21 protein-coding genes are annotated in these 21,774 nt (G+C 50.2%); 12 read left to right on the top strand and 9 right to left on the bottom strand.

Going from position 1 to position 21,774, the window contains the following annotated elements:
* The first annotated feature begins 110 nt into the window (after positions 1-110).
* Positions 111-263, top strand: a complete 153-nt coding sequence (locus I8U17_RS02390) for a hypothetical protein (RefSeq protein WP_181735391.1) — start codon at positions 111-113, stop codon at positions 261-263.
* Between the two features lie 63 nt (positions 264-326).
* Here the strand turns inward: I8U17_RS02390 and I8U17_RS02395 are convergent, their stop codons facing one another.
* Both I8U17_RS02395 and I8U17_RS02400 read right to left on the bottom strand, forming a co-directional pair.
* Positions 327-1,451 (bottom strand): glycerate kinase, encoded by a 1,125-nt coding sequence (locus tag I8U17_RS02395; protein WP_198058985.1) that lies wholly within the window; start codon positions 1,449-1,451, stop codon positions 327-329.
* Positions 1,452-1,582: 131 nt separating this feature from the next.
* Positions 1,583-2,812, bottom strand: a complete 1,230-nt coding sequence (locus tag I8U17_RS02400) for a multidrug effflux MFS transporter (protein ID WP_033101038.1) — start codon at positions 2,810-2,812, stop codon at positions 1,583-1,585.
* A 225-nt stretch (positions 2,813-3,037) separates the two neighbouring features.
* On the opposite strand from I8U17_RS02400, the gene I8U17_RS02405 reads away from it, so the two are divergent.
* Entirely contained in the window at positions 3,038-3,574 is a 537-nt protein-coding gene (locus I8U17_RS02405) for a PolC-type DNA polymerase III N-terminal domain-containing protein (protein WP_033101039.1), read from the top strand.
* Positions 3,575-3,986: 412 nt separating this feature from the next.
* Here I8U17_RS02405 and I8U17_RS02410 read toward each other — a convergent pair whose 3' ends face one another.
* Positions 3,987-4,640, bottom strand: coding sequence for an FMN-dependent NADH-azoreductase (locus I8U17_RS02410; protein WP_198055455.1), 654 nt, complete (start codon positions 4,638-4,640; stop codon positions 3,987-3,989).
* 206 nt (positions 4,641-4,846) lie between these two features.
* Here I8U17_RS02410 and I8U17_RS02415 point away from each other — a divergent pair, with 206 nt between their 5' ends.
* From I8U17_RS02415 to I8U17_RS18705, 3 genes are all read left to right on the top strand, one after another.
* Positions 4,847-5,335, top strand: a complete 489-nt coding sequence (locus tag I8U17_RS02415; RefSeq protein WP_033101041.1) for an RrF2 family transcriptional regulator — start codon at positions 4,847-4,849, stop codon at positions 5,333-5,335.
* Positions 5,336-5,424: 89 nt separating this feature from the next.
* Positions 5,425-5,592, top strand: coding sequence for a hypothetical protein (locus I8U17_RS02420; RefSeq protein ID WP_198055515.1), 168 nt, complete (start codon positions 5,425-5,427; stop codon positions 5,590-5,592).
* Positions 5,576-5,740, top strand: a complete 165-nt coding sequence (locus tag I8U17_RS18705; protein WP_198055454.1) for a YciI family protein — start codon at positions 5,576-5,578, stop codon at positions 5,738-5,740. The genes I8U17_RS02420 and I8U17_RS18705 overlap by 17 nt, the downstream gene beginning before the upstream one ends.
* Positions 5,741-6,072: 332 nt before the next feature.
* Here I8U17_RS18705 and I8U17_RS02430 read toward each other — a convergent pair whose 3' ends face one another.
* The 3 genes from I8U17_RS02430 to deoD form a co-directional block, all read right to left on the bottom strand.
* Positions 6,073-6,939 (bottom strand): MurR/RpiR family transcriptional regulator, encoded by an 867-nt coding sequence (locus I8U17_RS02430; RefSeq protein ID WP_033101043.1) that lies wholly within the window; start codon positions 6,937-6,939, stop codon positions 6,073-6,075.
* Between the two features lie 4 nt (positions 6,940-6,943).
* The gene (locus tag I8U17_RS02435) at positions 6,944-8,314 is read right to left on the bottom strand and encodes an aspartate aminotransferase family protein (protein WP_198055453.1); all 1,371 of its coding nucleotides are present in this window, start codon (positions 8,312-8,314) and stop codon (positions 6,944-6,946) included.
* 221 nt (positions 8,315-8,535) lie between these two features.
* Positions 8,536-9,243 carry a purine-nucleoside phosphorylase gene (gene deoD / locus I8U17_RS02440; protein WP_198059026.1) on the bottom strand — a complete coding sequence of 236 codons (708 nt, stop codon included), beginning with the start codon at positions 9,241-9,243 and terminating at the stop codon, positions 8,536-8,538.
* A gap of 290 nt (positions 9,244-9,533) precedes the next feature.
* Here deoD and I8U17_RS02445 point away from each other — a divergent pair, with 290 nt between their 5' ends.
* Complete coding sequence (locus tag I8U17_RS02445; protein WP_198058986.1) at positions 9,534-10,256, top strand: BUD32 family EKC/KEOPS complex subunit; 723 nt, start codon at positions 9,534-9,536, stop codon at positions 10,254-10,256.
* A 268-nt stretch (positions 10,257-10,524) separates the two neighbouring features.
* Positions 10,525-12,438 (top strand): peptidoglycan recognition protein family protein, encoded by a 1,914-nt coding sequence (locus I8U17_RS02450; protein ID WP_198058987.1) that lies wholly within the window; start codon positions 10,525-10,527, stop codon positions 12,436-12,438.
* Between the two features lie 59 nt (positions 12,439-12,497).
* Here I8U17_RS02450 and I8U17_RS02455 read toward each other — a convergent pair whose 3' ends face one another.
* Positions 12,498-12,878, bottom strand: coding sequence for a hypothetical protein (locus I8U17_RS02455; protein WP_198055450.1), 381 nt, complete (start codon positions 12,876-12,878; stop codon positions 12,498-12,500).
* A 197-nt stretch (positions 12,879-13,075) separates the two neighbouring features.
* Positions 13,076-13,714, bottom strand: a complete 639-nt coding sequence (gene yunB / locus I8U17_RS02460; protein ID WP_309485156.1) for a sporulation protein YunB — start codon at positions 13,712-13,714, stop codon at positions 13,076-13,078.
* Between the two features lie 21 nt (positions 13,715-13,735).
* On the opposite strand from yunB, the gene I8U17_RS02465 reads away from it, so the two are divergent.
* Both I8U17_RS02465 and I8U17_RS02470 read left to right on the top strand, forming a co-directional pair.
* A complete protein-coding gene (locus I8U17_RS02465; RefSeq protein ID WP_370589201.1) occupies positions 13,736-14,677 on the top strand; it encodes a response regulator transcription factor in 942 nt (313 codons plus the stop codon).
* Positions 14,674-15,732 carry a sensor histidine kinase gene (locus I8U17_RS02470; RefSeq protein ID WP_033101046.1) on the top strand — a complete coding sequence of 353 codons (1,059 nt, stop codon included), beginning with the start codon at positions 14,674-14,676 and terminating at the stop codon, positions 15,730-15,732. The genes I8U17_RS02465 and I8U17_RS02470 overlap by 4 nt, the downstream gene beginning before the upstream one ends.
* A 136-nt stretch (positions 15,733-15,868) precedes the next feature.
* Here the strand turns inward: I8U17_RS02470 and I8U17_RS02475 are convergent, their stop codons facing one another.
* Positions 15,869-17,464 carry a multicopper oxidase family protein gene (locus tag I8U17_RS02475; RefSeq protein WP_198055448.1) on the bottom strand — a complete coding sequence of 532 codons (1,596 nt, stop codon included), beginning with the start codon at positions 17,462-17,464 and terminating at the stop codon, positions 15,869-15,871.
* Between the two features lie 392 nt (positions 17,465-17,856).
* Here I8U17_RS02475 and copZ point away from each other — a divergent pair, with 392 nt between their 5' ends.
* The 3 genes from copZ to I8U17_RS02490 all read left to right on the top strand — a co-directional run bounded on the left by copZ (position 17,857) and on the right by I8U17_RS02490 (position 21,605).
* A complete protein-coding gene (gene copZ, locus I8U17_RS02480) occupies positions 17,857-18,069 on the top strand; it encodes a copper chaperone CopZ (RefSeq protein ID WP_033101047.1) in 213 nt (70 codons plus the stop codon).
* Positions 18,070-18,116: 47 nt separating this feature from the next.
* The gene (locus I8U17_RS02485) at positions 18,117-20,537 is read left to right on the top strand and encodes a heavy metal translocating P-type ATPase (protein WP_370589202.1); all 2,421 of its coding nucleotides are present in this window, start codon (positions 18,117-18,119) and stop codon (positions 20,535-20,537) included.
* Positions 20,538-20,681: 144 nt separating this feature from the next.
* Complete coding sequence (locus tag I8U17_RS02490; protein WP_198058988.1) at positions 20,682-21,605, top strand: cation diffusion facilitator family transporter; 924 nt, start codon at positions 20,682-20,684, stop codon at positions 21,603-21,605.
* Positions 21,606-21,774 lie beyond the last annotated feature (169 nt).

Consider the following 21,774-nt stretch of genomic DNA (forward strand, 5'->3'; position numbering starts at 1 on the left):
GTGTGGTAAAATCGTTTTTTTTTATATTACCACGATTTTCACCGCTGATCGCAAAATGAATTTTCCGGGCAATCATCGCGCAAACTAAGGATTCAAAAGGAGGCATCGGAATGAAGGAAAAGCAGAAAGAAGCGAACAAAATCGCTCCCGGGTTAAACGATCATGAGGAATTGGAGAAGAAAGCGACGAAAGAGGAAATTGCCCGGGGCGATTATACAGAGGTCACAACTTTGTCTTTAGATGAAGTCGATCCATCTGACTGAAACAAACCCGCCGCCCGGCATGTGATCGGGAAGGCGGGTTTTCCTGTTTGCTGTGCCGGATTTTCAGGAACAAACCTTGATCAGGCGCGCCAGGTTTCGGGCGGTTTCCATCAGAAGGGAAGCGGTTTGGTCCATGGCCTCTTCCAGAGAGAGCGGTCTTCGTTGAATGGAGTGCAGACTGACAAAATGGCTGCTTAAAGCTTCGGCTCCCGGTTCGATGCTGCCGGAGAGGAGGAGTGCTTTGGCACCGTGTTTTTGCGCCAATTGCGCCACGAAAACGGGAAGCTTGCCGTATTGGGTCTGGAAGTCAGTTTTTCCTTCGCCGGTAATCACCCAGTCAGCTCCGGCGATTTTTTCCTCCAAATGAACCAGGTCTGCGATCAGCTTTGCCCCGCTTTTTATTTTGGCTTGCAACAGGAGGAAAGCAAATCCCAGACCGCCGGCAGCCCCGGCTCCGGGAACCGTTTGCAGTGACCTGCCTGTCAGTGTTTCGAGGCACCGCGCATACTTTTGCATGCCCCGTTCCAGCTGTTTCAGCTGTTCGGGGGTTGCCCCCTTTTGCGGACCGAAGACGCTGGTTGCTCCCTGGTCGCCACACAGCGGATTTTGCACATCGCTGGCGACGAGAATTTCACTTTCAAACAGACGGGGATCCAATCCGCTGAGGTCGGTTTTGACAACGTGATCGAGCGAGATTCCGACCGGGGGCAGCGGTTGATTTTGTGCATCGAGGAAAGTGGCTCCCAGCGCCTGAAGCATGCCCATTCCCCCGTCATTGGTCGCACTTCCCCCCAGTCCGACGATAAAGCGCCGGTAGCCTTGATCCAAGGCATGTCTGATCGCTTGCCCGATGCCGAGGGTTGAAGTGTGCAACGGGTTTCGCTCGTTTTTGGGCACCATGGGCAAGCCGGCGATATTGGCTGTTTCAATGACTGCCGTTTGTTTGTCGATCACACCGTAGCAGGTCGTGACAGGCTTGAGGAGCGGTCCTGCCACTTCGACGGATTGTGTTTTACCGCCGGTGGCATAAACCACTGCGTCAATCGTGCCTTCACCACCGTCCGCCATCGGAATCACCGTTACCTCAGCCTCGGGAATTTCCGATGTAAACGCCTTCATAATGGTGAGTCCTACTTCTTTGGCCGGCAAACTGCCTTTATACGAATCGGGTGCAATGATGATTCTCATAAAGCTTCCTCTCAGTGTATGGGTGTTTTCGTTTATGGTAATTCATTTTCAGATAAAAGTCATTCTGCTCTTTAAAAAATAAAATCCCGTTTTTCCAGCCACAGAGGGAGGAATAACGGGATTTTGGCAAATCAGGAGGATTTCCGCTTGCGAATGAGGAGCAGGTAGCTGAGAACGGCGCCGGCTTCGGCCAGAGCGATGATGATTCCCATAGGCACGGCGGAATGGTTACCGGCGATGCCCACGAGCGGGGCAGCGATTCCGCCGGAAACATAGGAGAGCAATCCGAGCAATGCCGAAGCGCTCCCTGCTGCTTTTCCCTGGTTTTGCATCGCCAGAGAAAAACTTGCGCTCGAAACCATTCCGACGCTGGAGACCACCATGAACAAGGGAGGTAAAATGGCTGCCAGACCGGCACCGAGCAAAATGGCGGCCAGCAGCAGAACCCCGCCGGTTGCGGCTATGCCAAGCCCGATGAGGAGAAGCTTTGCTTCGCCGACCCGCCCTGCCAGTCTCCCGGTGACCTGGCTGGCGATGATGATGCCGGAGCCGTTAATGGCAAAGAAGAGGCTGAACATTTGCGGCGAGACGCCAAAAATGTCTTGCAGGACAAACGGAGAACCGGAAACATAGGCAAACAAGGCGGTGGTCACCATTCCTTGCGCCAGCACATAGCCCATGAAAAGACGGTCACCGGCGAGATTGCGGATGGTGGACAGGGTATTTTTGATTCCGCCTTTGGCCCGGCGATCGACAGGCAGTGTTTCCGGCAGGGTGTACAAAGTGGAGAGCATCATGATCGCACCCGCAATGCTCAGCACGATGAATACCCCGCGCCAAGAGGTGATGTTTAGCAACTGTCCGCCGATGATCGGAGCGAGGATCGGGGCCGCACCGTTGACCAGCATGAGAAGAGAAAAGAATTTGGTCAACTCCGGACCTGAGTAGAGATCGCGCACGATGGCACGGGCGATGACAATGCCCGCACCCCCCGACAGTCCCTGGATCAACCGGAGCAGGATCAAGACCCAAATCGAAGAGCTGAAAGCACATAACAGGGATGAAACGGTATAAAGGACGAGCCCGCAAAGAAGCGGAAGCCGCCGGCCGCGCGTATCGCTGAGCGGGCCTGCGACCAATTGCCCGAGCGAGAGCCCGATTAAACAGAATGTCAGGCTGAGCTGGGAGAGCGATGTGCTGGTGTGAAGCCCCTTGGCCAGAACGGGCAGCGAAGGCAAATACATGTCAATGGACAGAGGGCCGAAGGAGACAAGAGATCCCAGCAGAAAGATCATTCCAGCTCGGCGTGATCGGGTGGATTTCAGTAGGGTTGTGTCGTAACTGCCGAGCGATTTGCTCATCTATGTTGAAACCTCCCTCATGGTTAAATCAGATGATGCTGAACAAGTAATTTGTTAGAAATGGAAAGTTTTCGTTAATCGAAATGATTTTAAGGTATTCCAACATGGACGTCAACCTGATCTTTTCGGCTATTCCTTGTTGTTTCAATATTTTAAACTGATCTGGTTCCGCCGTTTTTTTTCTGATAAACTCTCTGTTATAAGAAGACCGGGAGGTTGAGAGAGGTGAAAGGAAAGAAGGCGCTGATCAACCTTTTTCGCGAGACGGAATTGCCCGAAGATTGGCTGAACCGGCATTTTCATGGTGGTTATATCAAAGAAGTGATCGTGGATCAGGAGAAACGAACCTGGCAACTCTGTTTGCATCTTGTTGAACCTCTCGATCCGGATATTTGGCAGGAGTTCCGGTCCAGGGTAAAAAAACATTTTCATCCGGCCATTCGCGTCTCCGTCCGGTTTGAGTATGACGCGGTTGAGCATCCGGTCGTGTTGCAAAAGTACAAATATTTTATTCAAAAAAATTTGCAGAAACTGGTTACACCCGCAGCGGCTACCTGGTTCGGGCAAGCGGAGTGGCGGATCAATGGTGCGAAGATTGAAGTGATTTTTGCCAATCCGGCTGTTTTGCAGATGGCGCGGCAGCGGGAGATCGATCGTCATGTAGAACGGTTTTACCGGCGCATTACGGGCAGGGGACTGCCGGTTGTTCTGTTATGCCGCCAACCGGATGAAGATCCTTCTTCTGAACGGTTTCCGGAATAAAAAAGGCGCAGGCAGAACAGCTTCAGGCCGTGCAAACATCAAAGGAGCATTGCTTCCGAAAATGAGCGATCGCGAACTGAAACGGCAGAAATTTTGCCCACTTTTAATCTGACCGGCGATGATTCAGGACGGGGATTGACTGAAAGTGCGGGGCCCGGCCGGTTTGATGTTTTTTCGCGCGATCTGATGCCGATTGACCATAAGAAAAGATCACCAGACTTACATGATGGCACAATCGCACCGTCTGGTGATCGATCTTTTGGCAGTTCCGATTTACAAGGGAACCGAGTCTCTTGCATCCAGAATACGGGACGTTTAAAGAGACCTGAGCCGTGTACGGTGAAATACGTGTGCACGGTTTTTAGAGGGGGAACGGCCCGCCCTGCCCGATACCGCTTATATCTCTTTTCCTTCAGGACCGTTTTGATTTAGATGCCAATCTGAAAGCAGCTTCTTCAGCTTCTTTAAATGCTTTTTGCAATACTTCATTTGGCTCCAATATATTAGTTCCTTGTGCACGGATGATTTGATAATCTTCGATCCCGAGGAAATTAAACATTGATTTCAGGTATTTGTGAGAGTATTCAACTTCTGTATACCAATCATTATTTGTATAGATTCCTCCGCTTGCTTGGATCACAAGCAATCTTCGTCCGTCTTTAAGCAGACCCACTGATCCGTTTTCGGTATACTTGAACGTTTCACGTGGGATCATGATATTATCCATATAATCTTTTAACTTTGATGGAATATTGAAATTATGCAAAGGCAAAACGATGACATACGTATTTGCGCTTTTGAATTGTTGTAAGATCTCCGACATGCGTTCTGTTACCTGTTGCTCCTGGCTGGTTAGCTCCTGTCCTTTTTGCTGCTTTTCCCATGCGCTTAAAACTGTTTTATCAATCATGGGCACGTCTTCACTGTACAGGTTAATCTGTTCAATTACTTCGCTTCCGTTTGTGAATTCTTTATAAGCTTTCAAAAAGTGGTTGAGAACCTGCAAGCTCACTGAAGAAGGATCATCTGTCTTTGGATGTGCGTTGATAATAAGCGTTTTGTTCATTTTTATTCCTCCGATAAAATGAATTTCAGTCCCTAATTATGGACTTAGTTAATCGACGATTACATTTATCCATAATAAAGACTTTCATCATCTTTGTCAAATGAAGAATCATTTAATCGCATCGATTTCTTTTATTTGACTAAGACTCTACATATTTCTAAGATACAACTGGATTAATCTTTAAAATCAAAAGAAGGTGAAGAAATATGCAGTATAGTGTCGGTGTTGAATATGCTTTACATTGTCTGGTTTATTTAATCGATGTTCCTTCCGATAAAAGTGTTGGGATAAAGGATTTGGCAGAATTCCAAGGGGTTTCTGAGACATATCTTTCCAAAGTTTTTGGTAAATTATCCAAGGCTGGGATTGTCAGTTCTGTACCTGGTGTAAAGGGAGGGTATAGGTTATCCAGGAAGCCGGAGGATATTTCCTTTTGGGATGTGATTGAAGCAGTTGAAGGTTCAAAGCCTATATTCCAATGTAAAAACATTAAAGACAATGGATATTTGTACAGGGAAAACTGTTGCTCTGCTCCCTCCTTTTGCACCATCAATTCAGTTATGCTCTCTGCGGAAGAAAAAATGCGTGATTACTTGCGCAGTAAAACACTGGCCTGGTTAAATGAAGAGCTTGATCGCGTCTTGCCCAAACATATACGCAAAGATACCCGGGAATATTTTTCGAAGAGCAACTGACATGTGTCAAGGCCGGAATTCAATTGATCCACTCCGGTGTTTGCTGACCCGGTTTCATGACCAAATCCTTATTTAAAGGAGAGGCCTAAATGAGCAAACAATTTAACGTCCATCTTTCTGACAAGCAAAAGCATCTCATGTCCAAAGAACTTGTTGTTGGGCATGTTGAGTATTTACGTTCATTAAAAGAAAAAAGGAAAATTACCATTTTGCGGTCCTTGTGTAGACGGCACAGCTTTAATGATTCTCAAAGCTGAATCACAAAAAGAAGCCGAGGAACTATTAAAGGGAGATCCTTTTTCCCAGGCAGGATACTATCAAACACAAAAAATCGTTGAGGTTCAAGAAGCCACTTTTGAAAACAATTTTCTTTTGGAAGAGGTATTGGACCGCCTTGAGGAATAACAATCGCTATTCTGGCGGATCGCGGAAACAAGGAGAATTCACGTCGATGGGGGAACTGAAAAAATGGAGGGGGACGGGTGCTTTTTCGCTGCGATCTTTGCGGTGAAGGAGACGGGAGTGAAGAGTAGCACCCGGACCCAGGGATTCCTGTTTTTTGAGGTTTTGTCAACAAGCGGACCTTTCAAGGGAAGGACCATTTTCCTTGAAAGGTTTTTTATTATCTTAATGAGCACACCGGGTTTGACAGGATTTTGGGGGGAGGGCGTTCTTTTTGAGACCGGAAAATCTTCCGACAATCTCCCGGCCGTCATGGTCGTTCAACGCATCGGAGCTCACTTTTCATCAGAATGATAGATTCCTTCCTGTTCCCACAAACGCTCCATTCTCTCCAAATGCCGGGTTACTTCCTGCCGGTTCATTCTTGCCACCGCCGTCAACAATGCATTGATCAGGCTGAGCGGAGCGACGAAAGAATCGAGAAAGGACGGCAGGCTGCTCGAGGCGATGAGACTAAGATCGGAGACCGCGGCGAGGGGGGAATGATGGGCATCAGTGATGGCCAGAGTCTGAACCCCGCGTTCCCGCACAAAGCGCATCGCTTCCACCGTTCTGGCTGTATACCGGGAAAAGCTGATGCCGATCACCAGATCTTCCTTGTTCAGGTGGGCCAGCTTTTCAAACATGGTATCGGAATCAGTGATGAACTGCGTGTTTTTTCGCAGTAACTGGAAGTAAAATGCGAGAAAGGAACCGAGTGAATGCGAGCTTCTCAGGGCGACAATGGTGACCGATGCGGCCTGATGGATCCGTTTTACCGCTTCGCTGAAGGTTTCCGCATCCAGCATCTGCATCGTTTGTTTCAGGTTGGCGATATCATCGGTGAGCACTTCGTAGGCAATCCGTTGTTCTTCAGGATAGAGGTCCGCATTCAAATCCAGCCGCTCCACCGTTGTCACCCGTCTGCGGAGCTGCTCCTGCAAATGCTGCTGCATTTCCGTGAAGCCCGAAAAGCCGAGGGCAGAGGCGAAGCGAACGACCGTCGCCTCGCCGACCCCCGCTTGCTTTGCCAATTTGGCCGTGGTTAAAAAAGGAACGGTATCCGGATGGGCTTCAAGATATGCTGCGATCCGCCGCTGGGCTTTGCTCATCCGGCCGCTTTGCGCACGGATTCTGGCAAAGATGTCGCTGTGTTCCGGCAAACGATCACGCCTTTCCTTTCAGTTTTTTCACCCCGTTTTCAAATCGTTCCAGTGTATCATCCACCACTTTTTCGGTATGGACAACCGACATGGAGAAGCGATTGAGGGGTTTGATAAAAATCCCGTTCTCCAGCAAATACTGATCCAGTTTTTTGCGCAGCGACAGATTTGAGGCCAATACGTCCTGAATTTGGCGCACCGGGCGGTCGGTGAACACCAGGTTGAAGATGCTCCCGACACCGACTGTCCGGGCGGTGATTCCATGGCGAACGGCAATTTCCTCAAATCCGGCTTTAAGCCGCGCGGTGTTCTCCTCCAGCTGCCGGTAAAGTTCGGGCTCGGCCAATGTCTGAATGGTCGCAAGCCCGGCGCTGAGGACTAATGGATGGCCGTTATACGTACCGCTGTGAAACAAGGGTTTGCCCTGAGAAGCAGCGCCGGCAGACTGGGTGGTCAAAATGTCAGTGCCGCCTGCAGGTGAGCATAATTCCATGATTTCCCGCCGGCCGCCGACGGCTCCGACCGGAAAACCGCCTCCCAGCACTTTTCCGAGGGCGGTTAAATCGGGCACAACCCCGTATAATCCCTGCGCTCCGGATATGCCGATGCGAAACCCGGTTTTTACCTCGTCAAAGATGAGCACAATCCCGTACTCACCGGTTAATTTTCTCAGCCCTTGCAAAAACGGAAGCTCCGGCGGAATGAATCCTCCCTGAATCGGTTCGAGAATCACGGCGGCAATTTCATGCCGGTGTCTGCTGAGGATTTCCGCCGTTTGTTCCAAATCGTTAAAAGGCAGAATGATGGTGTTTTTTGTATAATATTCCGGCAGGCCCCTTGAGTCGGGAGCCGGGGAAGGGGGTTCATGCCGGTTCCGTTTATGCGGATTGACGCTGATCAAAACCTGATCGTAAGCGCCGTGATAGTGGCCTTCAAATTTGGCCAGTTTTTTTCGGCCTGTCCAGGCCATGGCCAGACGAATGGCCAACAAAGTCGCCTCCAGGCCCGAATTGGTAAAGCGAACCTGGTCGATCCCCGGGTAAAGGCCGGCCAGCGTGCGGGCCATCTCCGTTTCCAGCTGATGGGGAGTGCCGAAGATCGTGGTTCCGATTTTCTCCAGTTGTGTTTGCAGCGCGTTTTTGACGTTGGGATGGCCATGTCCCAGGATTAACGCTCCGTAACATAAGTTGTAATCAATATAGCGATTTTCGTCAACATCGTACAGATAGGGGCCGTCAGCAGATTCCATGATGATCGGATACGGTTCAAAGTATTTGATGTTTGCCGTTACTCCGCCCGGAATCCATCTTGCCGCCTCCCGATAGGCTTCAGCAGAGCGTTTGGTTTTGGAGAGAAGGAGGGCGTGATGATCCATGATTTCCACCTCGTTTGTAATATATACTCCATTAAATATTCGCAACGGAGTATTTATTTCATTTTTCGCCGTTTCTCTCATTTTGTCGAATGTCATCAACAGCGTTCTGGAGGCGTTTCAGCCCGATTGGCGCGATCAATCCTTTCTTCCGCAATAATGCTCCCTTTTTTGACGGAACTGGCAGGGCATATAAAAAACCCCGCCTTTCGGCAGGGAATCAGTCAGTCTCTGGTTATGGCCTCAAGCGCCATCAACATCATATCGTGGAAAGTTGTTTGTCTCTCTTCCGCCGTCGTCTCTTCACCGGTAAAAATATGATCGCTGACGGTAAGGACGGACAGGGCGTGAACGCCGTATTTGGCGGCCAGAGTATAGAGGGCGGTCGTTTCCATTTCGACAGCCAATACACCGTAATCAGCCAGTTTTTTGACCGGCTCCATGCTGTCACGGTAGAAGGTATCCGAGGTTAACACATTTCCGACGCGAACGTGCAACCCTTTTTCCACACCAGCCTGATAAGCCTTGTTCAGCAAATCAAAGTCGGCGCAAGGGGCAAAGTCAAATCCGGGAAACGTTTGCCGGTTGACAGCGGAGTCGGTGCAGGATGTCATGGCCAAAATCACGTCACGAACCTTAACGTCTTTTTGGATCGCACCGCAGGTTCCGACACGGATCAGTTTTTTCACGCCGTATTCGCGAATCAATTCATTTACATAGATGGAGATGGAGGGCACTCCCATGCCGGTTCCCTGTACGGAGACTCGTTTCCCCTTATATGTACCGGTAAAACCGAGCATCCCGCGCACCTGATTATAGCAGGAAGGTTCCTCAAGAAAAGTTTCCGCGATATATTTTGCGCGGAGCGGGTCTCCGGGCAGCAGAATGTTTTCGGCAATTTGACCCTGTTTTGCTCCAATATGAACACTCATCTGTGATACCGTTACACCGATGGTTGGTAACGGCATTCACCTCCTCTTTTCCAGACTACGACCAATATTATCCCAATATCTTGCCGTTTCACAACTCTTTCTTGAAAACAGACAGAGAATTTCTCACTGAATGGAAGAAGCTTGCAGGGGAGAATGCCTTTGGGCCCCTGGAATGATTGGCGATGGAGCGAATATTTTAGAAAAGGAAGCATGAATATTTTCTGTCAGAGGTTTCAAGCTGCGAGAAAAAGTGAAAATAGACTCTGGAAAACATATAGGGAGGAAACAGGATGAAGCAGCCGTTTTCATTGGATTGCAAGGCAATCGAAACATTATCCGAGATGGTATTGTCGGGAGCGATTGAAGAAAGTTACCCGTTGCTCGGTGAGGGGTTAAGCGGCAAAGTGTATGATTATGAGGGATATGCAGTCAAGGTGTTCAAGGAAAATTACAGCGAAAACGATGACGATCGGGTATTGAATTACATGCGGGGCTATTCTGCTTTTCCCACGCTTTATTATAAAGAACGGCAGGGAAGATTTTTGGTTGTCGAGAAAGTGTCCGGTCACACGTTGGGTGAAATGGTGAAAGCGGGTGGAAAGCTGCCTGACCGGTATTACTGGCAACTGGAAAAATATGCGGAAGATTGTTACAAGAAAGGGATTATTCCAAGTGATTTACACTTGAACAATATGATGGTGGATCAAGACAACCGGATCAGAATTGTCGATACCGGCCGCTTTTTCTTTACCCGTGACAGTGCGCAGTTCAAGGAGAAAGTGGAAAGGAACCTGGAGATCCTGAAGTATTACTGCGGATTCTTCTCTTCCTCCTCATGGAAGAAACACCGGCGCCATCGCCGCCATTACCATTATCACTCTTATTCACACTCGCACAGTCACAGCCACAGCTACAGTCACAGCTATAGTCACAGCTACAGTCACAGTCACTCGTCTTCTTCTCACCGCCGTCATCGCCATCATCGTCACCATCACCATTTCTTCTCTTCATGAGTGAGCGAACCTCTGTTGGAGCATTTGTTCCGGCAGAGGTTTTTTCTAAATTCCCGGGTTTGGCCGCGTATGAGGCCCCCTTCTGAAAATCTCTCCCTCCAAATCCATATCGCTTCGTGGGCAAAATAAAGTAGGTTTTTTTATGCCTGTTGTAGAAAGAAATATAGTTAATCATATGAATGTGACAGGCATTCGATGGGCGTGATTTTGGAGAAAGTGTTCCGGCATGCCTGATCGGATCTGTCCCCTGCGTCAAGGAGGGATTTGATTGTCGATTAAGAAAAAAGGCCGTCTCAGAAGGCTGATCGCAGTAGTGGCAGTGGCGGGCCTGACAGCCGGACTGGTTCCGTGGGGAAGCAGTTTGGCCGGGAAGAGTTACGCTTTTCAAGTCTATGCGCAAACCGGCAATGACCGTCAACTTCAGGATGATTTCGCCAGCGCGGCCCGGGAGTTTAAAGTGCCGGAGGAGATCTTGCTGTCCGTCTCTTATAATGTTTCCCTTTTTGAACAGCATGACGGGAAGCCAAGTGTGTCGGGCGGGTACGGACTTATGCATTTGACTGATATTGACCCCGCTAAATTGCGCCGTAACGGCAAAGATGAAGCGGCTCGGCTGACGGTGAAAGAGGTGAGCCAAAACCTGGGGCTGCATACGCTGAAGACGGCGGCAGCGTTACTCGGAGAGAGCCCGGAACGGCTGAAGCAGGATCCCAGGCAAAACATCCGGGGAGCCGCAGCGCTCCTTGCGCAGTACGCCAGACAAACGACGGGAGAGGTTCCGTCCGAAATTGGCGATTGGTATGGGGCAGTGGCGAAGTACAGCGGTTCATCAGAGGCGGATGTGGCACTCGATTTTGCCGATCAGGTTTTTGATACCATCAATCAAGGTGTCGAACGGACAACGACGAGCGGGCAACAAGTGAAACTGCGGCCGGAGAAGGTTGAGCCGAATCGGCAAGCAGTGAAATCCCTTCATTTGCAGAATGCCGATTGGACGGGAGCTGACTGCCCCTCCGGTCTTCCCTGTCGCTTTATTCCGGCCGCTTATATACAGCGGAGTGAAGCTCCCGGAGATTACAGTAACTATGATCTGGCAGATCGCCCCGATTTCGGTGGGAAAATCCGCTATATCATCATTCATGATACAGAAGAAAACTATTTGGATACGATTAAACTGTTTGCCAATCCGGATGCATTTGTTTCCGCCCACTACGTGATCCGCTCCCAGGACGGCGAAGTGACCCAAATGGTGAAAAACAAGGATATCGCCTGGCAGGCGGGCAACTGGTACATCAATTCACACAGCATCGGAATTGAACATGAGGGTTATGCCATGGAAGGGGCAGCCTGGTATAACGAACAGCTTTACCGCTCTTCGGCCAAACTGGTGCGCTACTTGGCGCTTAAATACCGCATTCCGCTCGATCGGGCGCATATCTTCGGTCATGACGAAGTTCCCGGTCTGTCACCGAACTACCAGTCTTCCATGCATCAAGACCCCGGGCCGTTTTGGGATTGGAACCATTACATGGAGCTTCTGGGGGCCCCGATTATCCCGAAGTTCGGAAATAAAAATGTGGTCACAATCAAACCCAATTTCCAAACCAACCGGCCCCCGATTGATGGAGTGAACCCGCAGCCTTCCAACTTCGTTTACCTCTATTCAGAGCCGAGCTTTGATGCACCGTTGCTGGATGATCCGGCGCTGAATAGACCGGGGACCCGGCAAGGGCTCGACTGGGGGGACAAAGCGGTCACCGGACAAACGTATTACTTGGCGGAGCACAAGGGGGACTGGGATGCCATCTGGTACGGAGGGCAAAAAGCCTGGTTTTATAATCCGCATCATCAAAATACGGTGCCGGGCAGAGGAACTTTGATTGCGCCGAAAAAAGGAGTTCAGGAGATTCCCGTCTATGGGGCAGCCTATCCGGAGGATGCCGCTTATCCCGCGGGAATTACCCCCGCAGCCCTGATTCCCTTGCAGTACAAAATCCCGGCAGGGCAAGTCTATGTGGCCGAGGAAAAAGTGAAAGGCGATTATTATTACGCAAAGGTCTTCACCGATGATCCCTATGCCACTCATAAAATGATTTGCGGACAGCAAGAGTTTTACCGGATTCATTTCAACCACCGGTTCGCCTTTGTCCGGGCTTCGGATGTGGATGTGATCCATCCATAGATGCGAAATAAAAAAGAAGCCGTTATCTCCTGCGAGATAGCGGCTTTTTTCATTTTTCCTCAGGAACCGTTTTCCACAGAAATGACCAAAGTTTTGTTGGCTTGGGTCACTTTAAACTCTTTGGTCACGATTTTGCCCTGGTTATTGATTTCCAGTTTGTATGTTTTGTTCGGGGTTACTTCGGTTTCGAATTTTCCCGCTTGATCAGTGAGATTGGAGATCGTCGGAGTGACACGCCCTTTTGGCGTATCCTTCAATTCGATTCCGACGGGTTGTTGGGTGAGCGGGTTCCCTTTCGGGTCAACCAGTTGAATCGTGACCGGGACTGTGGTTTTCTCGAGCTGCGATGAATCGCTGCCCGCCTGTTCCGGCGCTTGTGTTGTACATCCGCTCAGCAATAAAAAAGGTACTGCGAGCAGGCCAACATGGCGAAAACGCAAGATATGATCACCTCAAACGATTTCTCTTTGATATATCAGGCAGCTTTTGCACGAGCTTGGAAGAGGTCGGAGAAGATTTTTCCGACGGGTGATAAGTGCCGCACGTTTTCAAAAATTCCTTCACCCAAATAAATCTTCTAAATTTAGTATAAAGTAAATGTTTCCAGTTGACAAAGTGAAAATTATTTTAAAGGGATTCATTTTTTTATCGTATCGATTCCGATCGGATAAAAATCAGGAACATCGCCGACAATCACTTGTTGGGCCAATGGCTGGTTGAATTTTAAATGAAGCCGGTCCTTAGTGAGCGGCAAAAGCGTTTTCACTTCGATGTCAGCGTTGAGATAGATATTGACTTGAGCCGTATTGATCCCCCGTGATACGATTTCGGATGAAAATGTCACATGCGGAGAACCTTCAATCCACAATTTTAAGGGAAGTTCGGGGCCGTAATCGGACAGGATGCTGCTTTGCGTGATTTCCCCGAGCGATAACTTTACGCTGTACTCCCGGGTTTTGTCCAACTCTTCAAGTAACTTTTCCGAGACGATTTTGTATATGGCTGCTTCGGTTTGCGTATTAAAACTCACTCCGGCGATTTTTCCCTGATGGTCTGTCTGCAGGGTGGCAATCGGTTGCAAACGGCCGTTCAAGGCTTTCTGCATTTGCTCGATGCCGTTGGAGAAAGCGTGCTGGGCGATTTTTTTCGCTTCCTCCTGGGCGATGGCCCTCAAAATGGGCTCCAATTCCCGCTCGAGATTCCACAAAGAGAAAATCAAGAAGGAAAACAGAATGATAATCATGATCGGAATGGATGCTCTCCTCAGGCGAAACACCGGATGGGGATGAAAACGGAAATGAAATGGCGCCGGCGTTTTTTTGCTGATTTTGTTTCTTCGGGGAAGAGAGAAGGACGGGAACCGGATCGATGGCAGCGGAAAGTGAAAGGGCCGCTTAAACCGGAGATGGTTTCGGTAGAACAAACGGCGGCGGAATGGCATGGTTTTGCTCACCCCTCAGTGTCCACATCATACTTTTTAAAACGTATTCAAGAGCCGGGGCGGTTAGAAGCGACCGGAACCGGTCGAAACGGAGAGATCGAGATGAGAGAGTTTTTGGTGATCGAGGATGAACAAAAAATTCGGGATGTGATCGTCTCATATTTGCAAAACGAGGGTTTTACTGTATGGGAAGCGGCAACGGGCACGGAAGGTTTGCGGCTGTTTGCCGGAAAAGCGATCGATTTTGTGATTCTCGATTTGATGCTGCCCGATGTGCCGGGAGAAACGTTGTGTCAACAAATCAGGGAACAGTCGCCGGTGCCGATCATCATGCTGACGGCGAAGGTCGGTGAAGAAGACCGGATCAAAGGCTTGGCGCTCGGGGCGGATGATTATGTGATCAAGCCGTTCAGCCCCCGGGAGCTGATTGCCCGCGTCAAGGCCATCTTGCGCAGGTCGGGACCGGATTTGCTGGCGACGAGAGTCACCTTCAACGGTGGCGATCTGGTCATCGATTCCGGGGCGCAGACGGTGTGGAAGCAGGGAAAAACGGTGCACCTCACGCCGGCTGAATACAAACTTCTTTCCGTGATGGCCCGTCACCCCGGCCGTCCTTTTTCCCGCGAAGAATTGGTGATCAAGGCTTTTGGCTATGATTACCACGGAGATGACCGGACCATTGACCAACATGTGAAAAACTTGCGCCACAAAATTGAATCCGACCCGCGGACGCCGGAATACATTCAGACTGTTTACGGATTTGGATACCGGTTTGCGCCAAGGGAGCGAAGCCGATGAAAAGGCGTTTGACCGGAGCGTTTATCGGTGTTGCCTGCGGGATGATCGGTTTGGCCATCCTCTTTTTGCTGCTGGAAATCCGTTATCACTTTTCGATGTATCTGCGTGAGTACCCGGAGCTTGATCCAGGCACGGTGCTGCTTGTTTATCATCTGCAGCAGGCATTGGTCCAATCAACCTTGTGGACGATGATCGGCACGATCGCACTGGCTGTCATGATCAGTCTCTATCTGGCCAAGCGCATCAGTGCGCCCCTGATCAAGATGAAGGAAGTGGCCGAACGGATGAAACAGGGCAAGTGGACATCCCGCATCGCCGTCTCGGGAAACGACGAATTGGCCGAACTCGGGCAGGCGCTCAATCACCTGACGGAGGAACTGCAAAAACAGGAGGCATTCCGCAAAAATTTGACCGCTGACTTGGCCCATGAGTTAAGAACCCCTCTGGCTACGCTGAAAAGCCATATGGAAGCTTTTGAGGACGGGATTTGGAGCCCGACCCCGGAACGTCTCCATGCTTGTTATGAAGAAATTGAACGGCTGATTCATTTGGTCGGCGACTTGGAACAATTACAGGGGCTGGATTCACCGCAATTCAAATTGAACCGGCAGCCGGAAAATCTCGTGGAGATCATCCGGCAATTCCTGCAAACGATGGAAACGCCGTTTGTGCAGAAGAAGGTGAATCTGAAATTTGCCGGGGAGGAGGCGGTGGTCGTGCCCGTCGATCGCTACCGCTTCACGCAAATATTGTTCAATCTGTTGTCCAACGCCCTTGATTTTACCCCTCCGGAGGGAACAGTCACCGTCAGGGTGACAAACAGGGAGGAGCAGGCCATCGTGGTGGTGGAGGACACGGGGATGGGGATCCCTGCTGAAGAAATCCCCAAGGTGTTTGAGCGGTTTTATCGTGGCGATCGGGCGGGAGGACGGCGCAAAGGGACAGGCATCGGTTTGACGATCGTAAAGAAGCTGGTTGAAGCCCATCAGGGAGAGATTTGCATCGAAAGTGAGGAGGGACGTGGAACGAGGGTGGTGCTCTCTTTGCCGAAATAAGCAGCAAAAAGGGACAAACCGGCACATACCGATTCGTCCCATATTTTCGGTTGCATGTCGGAGGAGTGGGGGAATCCACTCCTTTTTGCGTTGCATGGGTCTTCTTCCCGGATTTTCCGAAAAAGGAGCCGGTTTTCTATTCGTGCACTTGTTTGCGTTTGTCCGGATCAGTCCCTTTGTAGCCCTGGTATGTTACATCGGTCATCATGCCCATGGCTGCATGGTGCAGATCATGGCAGTGGAACATCCAGACACCGGGATTGTCCGCCTTAAAGGTGATCACAACCGTTTCCCCGGGGTTCACCTGGATTGTATCCTTGTAAACCTGGCCGGAAACGGGTTTTCCATTGACCGACAGCACGAGAAACTTGTGACCGTGCAGATGCATCGGGTGGACGGATTTTCCCTCATTTATCAGGGTGACCTCGACTTGTTCCCCGGCCCTGACCGGCAGAGGATCGGTGTTTGGCCATGTTTTGCCATTGATCGTATAGACTTGCACCCCGTTTTCCGTTTTCGTGTTGAGGTGGAGCGTGTACGAAGACCGGAAAGAGACGGGGGACTTCGTCTGATCCTGATTGTATTTGGCCAAATCCCAAACAGGCAGATTTTTTTCGTGATCGGCTTTTACGGTTGTCTGGCTGCCTTCCACTTCGACGGGAAGCAGGAAGGATTTGGCTCCCTTGGTTCTGTCATGAAGGTCGATGGCAAAACTGTGGTCGGCAACAAAGCTGATTTCATACCGTTCGGACGCTCCGACCGGAATCAGCTGATCCTTTACCTCCGCCGGATTTGGAATCGCATTGCCGTCTTCGGCAACGATTTTGAAGTTTTGTCCTTGCAGGTGCAGCATGTGGGTCTGATAACCGGCATTAATGAAGCGCAACCGAACCCGTTCTCCTTTTTTCACCCTCAGCGGCCGGATGGCGGACCCGGTCTTTCCGTTGACGGAATAGAGATCGTACATCATTTTCATCATTTCATCGTGATCCGTATTCATCTTTGAATGATCCGTGCCTTCCATGTGCATCCCCGAGTGATCCATGTCTCCCATGTCCGCCGAAGCGTGATCCATATTCATTTTCGAATGATCCATGCCTTCCATGTCCATTGAAGCGTAATCCATCTCCATTTTCGTTTGCGAGGACATCCATTCATCCAAAATCAGAACATAGTCGTGATCGTATTTTACCGTTTCTTTCTTGGGCAGGACGATGAAGGCTCCATATAACCCTCGATCCACCTGGGTGGAACTGTTATAGTGGGAGTGGTAAAAATAAGTTCCGGGAACTTTGGCTATGAAATCATACGTAAAGCTGTGCTTGGGAGCTACCGGAGCTTGAGTCAGACCGGCCACACCGTCCATTCCGTTGGGAACCGGGTAACCATGCCAATGAATAGTGACCGGTTCGTTCATCTGATTGATCAGTTGAACTTTGACATGATCTCCCTGAGTGACTTTGATTGTTTTTCCGGGAACGGTTCCGTCATAAGTCAGCGCATCAACCTGAATCCCCGGTTGCAGCGTCCAATTCGCCGGTTTGGCCGTGATGGTAAACTCCTTCAGGGGCCTTCCCTGCGCGTCTTTGGAAACTTTGGGAACGGCCAGTGCCGGAGTCGGATTTGCGCTGTCTTTTTCCCCGGAAAGGGTGACGGTCACCGCCGCGACAATGGCGATGATCGCGACGACGGCCACAAAAACGGAAAGAAGAATAACTCCTTTTTTCTTCATCAGCAATTCCTCCACTTTTCTTCAGCAAAGCCGTGATTGGCGAAATATATAAAAAGAAGTTGAAGGACGGGATGGGAGCGGAGCATGTCGAACAAATCCGCTCCCGTGATTTCATCATAAAAGTGAAATATGAAGAAATAATGAAGATAGAGGAAATGGAAGGAAAATCTGCGTATACGTTGATATCTTTTTCCCCGCTCCCCGTTGAAATACAGTAGGGGGGTATAGTATATTGAATGTGAAGAATGTTAATAAAGAACAGGTATGTTGATTGGCCAAACGCCGGATTTTGACAAAGGAAATGTTAAGTCTGCAAGTTACCATGAGTGCGCAACTCAAAAATCTTTTGTCGTTACCTAAAATCAATGTACCTGAATGAGGAGGAAATAGCGATGGCTCAAGTTACACTGAAAGTAAACGGCATGTCCTGCAACCATTGTGTCAATGCAGTTGAAACCAGCGTCGGGAAACTGAATGGCGTTCGCGAAGTCACGGTGCGCTTGAATGAGGGTCTGGTTGATATAGAATTTGAGGATGGTGCCGTGAATGTGGAGCAACTGATCGAGACGATTGAAGATCAAGGATATGATGTTGTCCGTTCGTAAGCGCCAAAGGGGATTTCCCCGGCTTCAAGCGGAGGGAGGTGAAGGACGTGGGGGATCAAGCGGCAGAACAAAAAAAGGGTTCGTTTGCAGTTGGCGGAATGACTTGTGCGGCCTGTGCGAACCGGATTGAAAAAGGCATCCGGCGCCTGGAAGGAATCCAAAATGCCAATGTGAATTTTGCCCTGGAACGGGTCGATTTCACCTATGACCCGCACAAGGTTTCCCCGGAAGCTGTGGGGAAGAAGATTGTTGATCTCGGTTATCAGGTTCTGACGGAAAAAGAGGAGTTGTCCATTGCCGGAATGACCTGCGCGGCCTGTGCTGCCCGCATTGAAAAAGGGCTGCGTCGCTTAAGCGGTGTCCTCCATGCCAATGTCAATCTTGCCTTGGAGTCGGCCACGGTCGAATATAACCCCGCCGAAGTCCAACTTGCCGACATCATCAAAAAGATCGAGGCGCTCGGTTATCATGCAACAGAAAAAGCGAATACGGGGGGAGAGCAAGAAGAGCGCAAACAAAAAGAGATTCGCCGCCAAACGTGGAAGCTTATCCTGTCAGCGGTTTTATCCCTTCCGCTCATTTGGAGCATGATAAGCCATTTTCGCTTTCTTTCCTTTATATGGATGCCGCATCTGTTCATGAACCCTTGGTTTCAGCTGATTTTGGCTACTCCCGTGCAGTTTCTCATCGGCAGACAGTTTTATATCGGGGCATACAAAGCGCTGCGCAACAAGAGCGCAAACATGGATGTATTGGTGGCGCTCGGTACGTCGGCAGCTTATTTCTACAGCTTGTACCAAGTGGTCTTATGGTCACTTGATCCGCACAAAACGGTAGAACTCTACTTTGAGACGAGCGCGATCCTGATTACGCTGATCTTGCTTGGAAAGCTGTTTGAGGCGAAAGCCAAGGGGCGTTCTTCCGAAGCGATCAAAAAATTGGCGGGCTTGAAAGCAAAAACGGCAACGGTCATCCGTGACGGGAAAGAGATGCAAATCCCGGTGGAAGATGTGGCCGCAGGGGATCTTGTTCTCGTCAGACCCGGTGAAAAAATACCGGTTGACGGTGAAGTGCTGGAAGGGCGTTCAGCCGTTGATGAATCCATGTTGACCGGTGAAAGCATCCCCGTGGAAAAAGCTCCGGGCGATCAGGTGATCGGGGCGACGATCAACAAAAACGGCCTGCTAAAAATCAAGGCGTCCCGGGTGGGAAAAGAAACGGCCTTGGCGCAAATTATCAAAGTGGTGGAAGAAGCGCAGGGTTCCAAGGCCCCGATCCAACGATTGGCCGATACCATTTCCGGCATCTTTGTTCCGATCGTCGTCGGCATTGCCCTGCTGACCTTCCTCATCTGGTATTTCCTTGTCTCTCCCGGCCATTTTGGTTCGGCTTTGGAAAAAATGATCGCTGTTCTCGTCATCGCTTGTCCGTGCGCATTGGGTTTGGCCACTCCCACCTCGATCATGGCCGGTTCCGGACGGGCTGCGGAGTTGGGAGTTTTATTCAAAGGCGGGGAGTATCTGGAGACCACTCATCTCATCGACACCGTCATTCTGGATAAAACCGGGACCGTCACCGTCGGCAAGCCGGTGCTGACCGATGTCATCCCCTTTGGTGTGGGAGAACGGGACTTTTTGCGCCTTGTCGCTTCCGCGGAAAACTTTTCCGAGCATCCGCTGGCAGAGGCGATTGTTGCCGGGGCGCGCGAACGCGGAATCGCGTTGGTGGAAGCTGCTGATTTTGAAGCGATCGCCGGATTTGGCATCAAGGCGCGGGTAGAGGGGAGAGAAGTGCTGGTCGGAACGCGCCGCCTGATGAATCAGCACGAAGTGGAGATGGCTGATGGTCTGAAATTGGCGGAACGTTTGGAGCAGGAAGGGAAAACGGCGATGTTTGCGGCCATTGACCGGAAATTATGCGGGGTGATGGCGGTCGCCGATGAGATCAAGGAAACATCCCGGCAAGCAGTTTATGCCTTGAAAGAGATGGGACTCGATGTGATCATGATCACCGGGGATAATGAACGGACGGCCGCAGCCATTGCCCGACAGGCAGGAATTGAGCACGTTATCGCCGAAGTCCTCCCGGAAGGAAAAGCGGCAGAAGTGAAAAATTTGCAGAAACAAGGGCGGAAAGTAGCGATGGTCGGGGATGGAATTAACGATGCCCCGGCATTGGCAACGGCCGATATTGGCATGGCGATCGGAACGGGAACCGATGTGGCGATGGAAACCGCAGAGATTACGCTGATGCGTGGGGATTTAACCGGTATCGTCGACGCCATTCGCATGAGCAAAAAGACCATTTCCAATATCAAACAAAACCTGTTTTGGGCCTTTGCATATAATACACTGGGGATTCCGGTTGCCGCGGCTGGATTTCTCGCTCCCTGGATCGCGGGAAGCGCCATGGCGTTCAGTTCCGTAACCGTTGTGTTAAACGCGCTGCGACTGCAAAGAGCAAAGTGACCAGACGGTACAGACCCGGAGATAAAAAACTCCCGACATTGTTGCGGGAGTTTCTCGTCCTTTTACAGACGATTTGGAACGCAGGGAGGCAGAAGAGGCCAAAAACTACCGACCTGCGACGGAAAATGAGGTGAAAACTGGGCCATGCATGTTCATACACATGGAGACCACGATCACGGGCATTTGCACCATCGCCATCAGCGGGCAGATAACAAAAAAGGATTGCTCATCGCTCTGCTGATTACCGTTGGCATTATGTTGCTCGAATTTTTCGGCGGATTGTTTACTCATAGTTTGGCTTTGTTGTCCGATTCAGGACATATGCTCAGCGATGCCGCTACCCTTTTCCTCAGCTTTGCCGCCCTGTGGTTTGCCGTTCGGCCTCCATCCCCGCGCAAAACTTATGGATATTACCGGTTTGAAATCCTGGCGGCACTTTTTAACGGAGTGTTGTTGTTCATCATTTCCGGATGGATTATTTGGGAGGCGGTTTTGCGCTTTTTCCATCCTGCCCGCGTTTCCAGCGGCCCGATGATCCTGATCGCGGCCGTCGGGCTTGTTGCCAATCTGCTGAGCGCCTGGGCTTTACTGAGCAAAGGGGATGTAAAAGGGAATGTGAATTTGCGCAGCGCTTATCTTCATGTTCTGGGAGATGCCCTCGGTTCTCTGGGAGCGATCGCGGCCGGGGTGCTGATCTACCTTTTTTCTTGGTATTACGCTGACCCCCTGATCAGTATTTTGGTTGCGGTCCTCATTTTGAAAGGAGCTTGGGGTGTGATTTCCCATTCGTTGCACATTTTGATGGAAGGTACGCCGGTAACGGTCGATTGTGATGAGGTGGACAAAATTTTGCGGAGCATTCCCGGGGTCATCAATGTGCATGACCTGCATGTCTGGACGATTACCTCCGGGCTCGATTCGCTCTCCTGCCACTTGCTGGTCGAGGAACAGATTGACCAGCAACAGATTTTGCAACAGGCAATCCGGCTGATCGCCGAACATTTTCAGATTCACCATACGACGATTCAGGTGGAAACGGAACAGCTTCAGCATCCTGAATTGCATTAAACACCCCGGGAGGAATCCCGGAGAAGCCTGGCGGAAGAGGCGGTGCAATCAGCTTCATCTCAAGGCTGTTGGGGAAGACAGAAGCTCGCAATGGGGCTTCTTTTTTATCGGGAAATATTGCATACATATTGGTATATACAACTATATGACTAAATGATAATATAAAAAT

The organism is Thermoactinomyces sp. CICC 10521, assembly GCF_016055135.1.
Lineage (GTDB): Bacteria > Bacillota > Bacilli > Thermoactinomycetales > Thermoactinomycetaceae > Thermoactinomyces_A > Thermoactinomyces_A daqus.

Coding starts and splice junctions, on each gene's coding strand:
- I8U17_RS02390 (WP_181735391.1), top strand. CDS start 111: ATGAAGGAAAAGCAGAAAGAAGCGAACAAAATCGCTCCCGGGTTAAAC.
- I8U17_RS02395 (WP_198058985.1), bottom strand. CDS start 1,451: ATGAGAATCATCATTGCACCCGATTCGTATAAAGGCAGTTTGCCGGCC.
- I8U17_RS02400 (WP_033101038.1), bottom strand. CDS start 2,812: ATGAGCAAATCGCTCGGCAGTTACGACACAACCCTACTGAAATCCACC.
- I8U17_RS02410 (WP_198055455.1), bottom strand. CDS start 4,640: ATGAACAAAACGCTTATTATCAACGCACATCCAAAGACAGATGATCCT.
- I8U17_RS02415 (WP_033101041.1), top strand. CDS start 4,847: ATGCAGTATAGTGTCGGTGTTGAATATGCTTTACATTGTCTGGTTTAT.
- I8U17_RS02420 (WP_198055515.1), top strand. CDS start 5,425: ATGAGCAAACAATTTAACGTCCATCTTTCTGACAAGCAAAAGCATCTC.
- I8U17_RS18705 (WP_198055454.1), top strand. CDS start 5,576: ATGATTCTCAAAGCTGAATCACAAAAAGAAGCCGAGGAACTATTAAAG.
- I8U17_RS02435 (WP_198055453.1), bottom strand. CDS start 8,314: ATGGATCATCACGCCCTCCTTCTCTCCAAAACCAAACGCTCTGCTGAA.
- deoD (WP_198059026.1), bottom strand. CDS start 9,243: ATGAGTGTTCATATTGGAGCAAAACAGGGTCAAATTGCCGAAAACATT.
- I8U17_RS02445 (WP_198058986.1), top strand. CDS start 9,534: ATGAAGCAGCCGTTTTCATTGGATTGCAAGGCAATCGAAACATTATCC.
- I8U17_RS02465 (WP_370589201.1), top strand. CDS start 13,736: ATGAAATGGCGCCGGCGTTTTTTTGCTGATTTTGTTTCTTCGGGGAAG.
- I8U17_RS02470 (WP_033101046.1), top strand. CDS start 14,674: ATGAAAAGGCGTTTGACCGGAGCGTTTATCGGTGTTGCCTGCGGGATG.
- I8U17_RS02475 (WP_198055448.1), bottom strand. CDS start 17,464: ATGAAGAAAAAAGGAGTTATTCTTCTTTCCGTTTTTGTGGCCGTCGTC.
- copZ (WP_033101047.1), top strand. CDS start 17,857: ATGGCTCAAGTTACACTGAAAGTAAACGGCATGTCCTGCAACCATTGT.
- I8U17_RS02490 (WP_198058988.1), top strand. CDS start 20,682: ATGCATGTTCATACACATGGAGACCACGATCACGGGCATTTGCACCAT.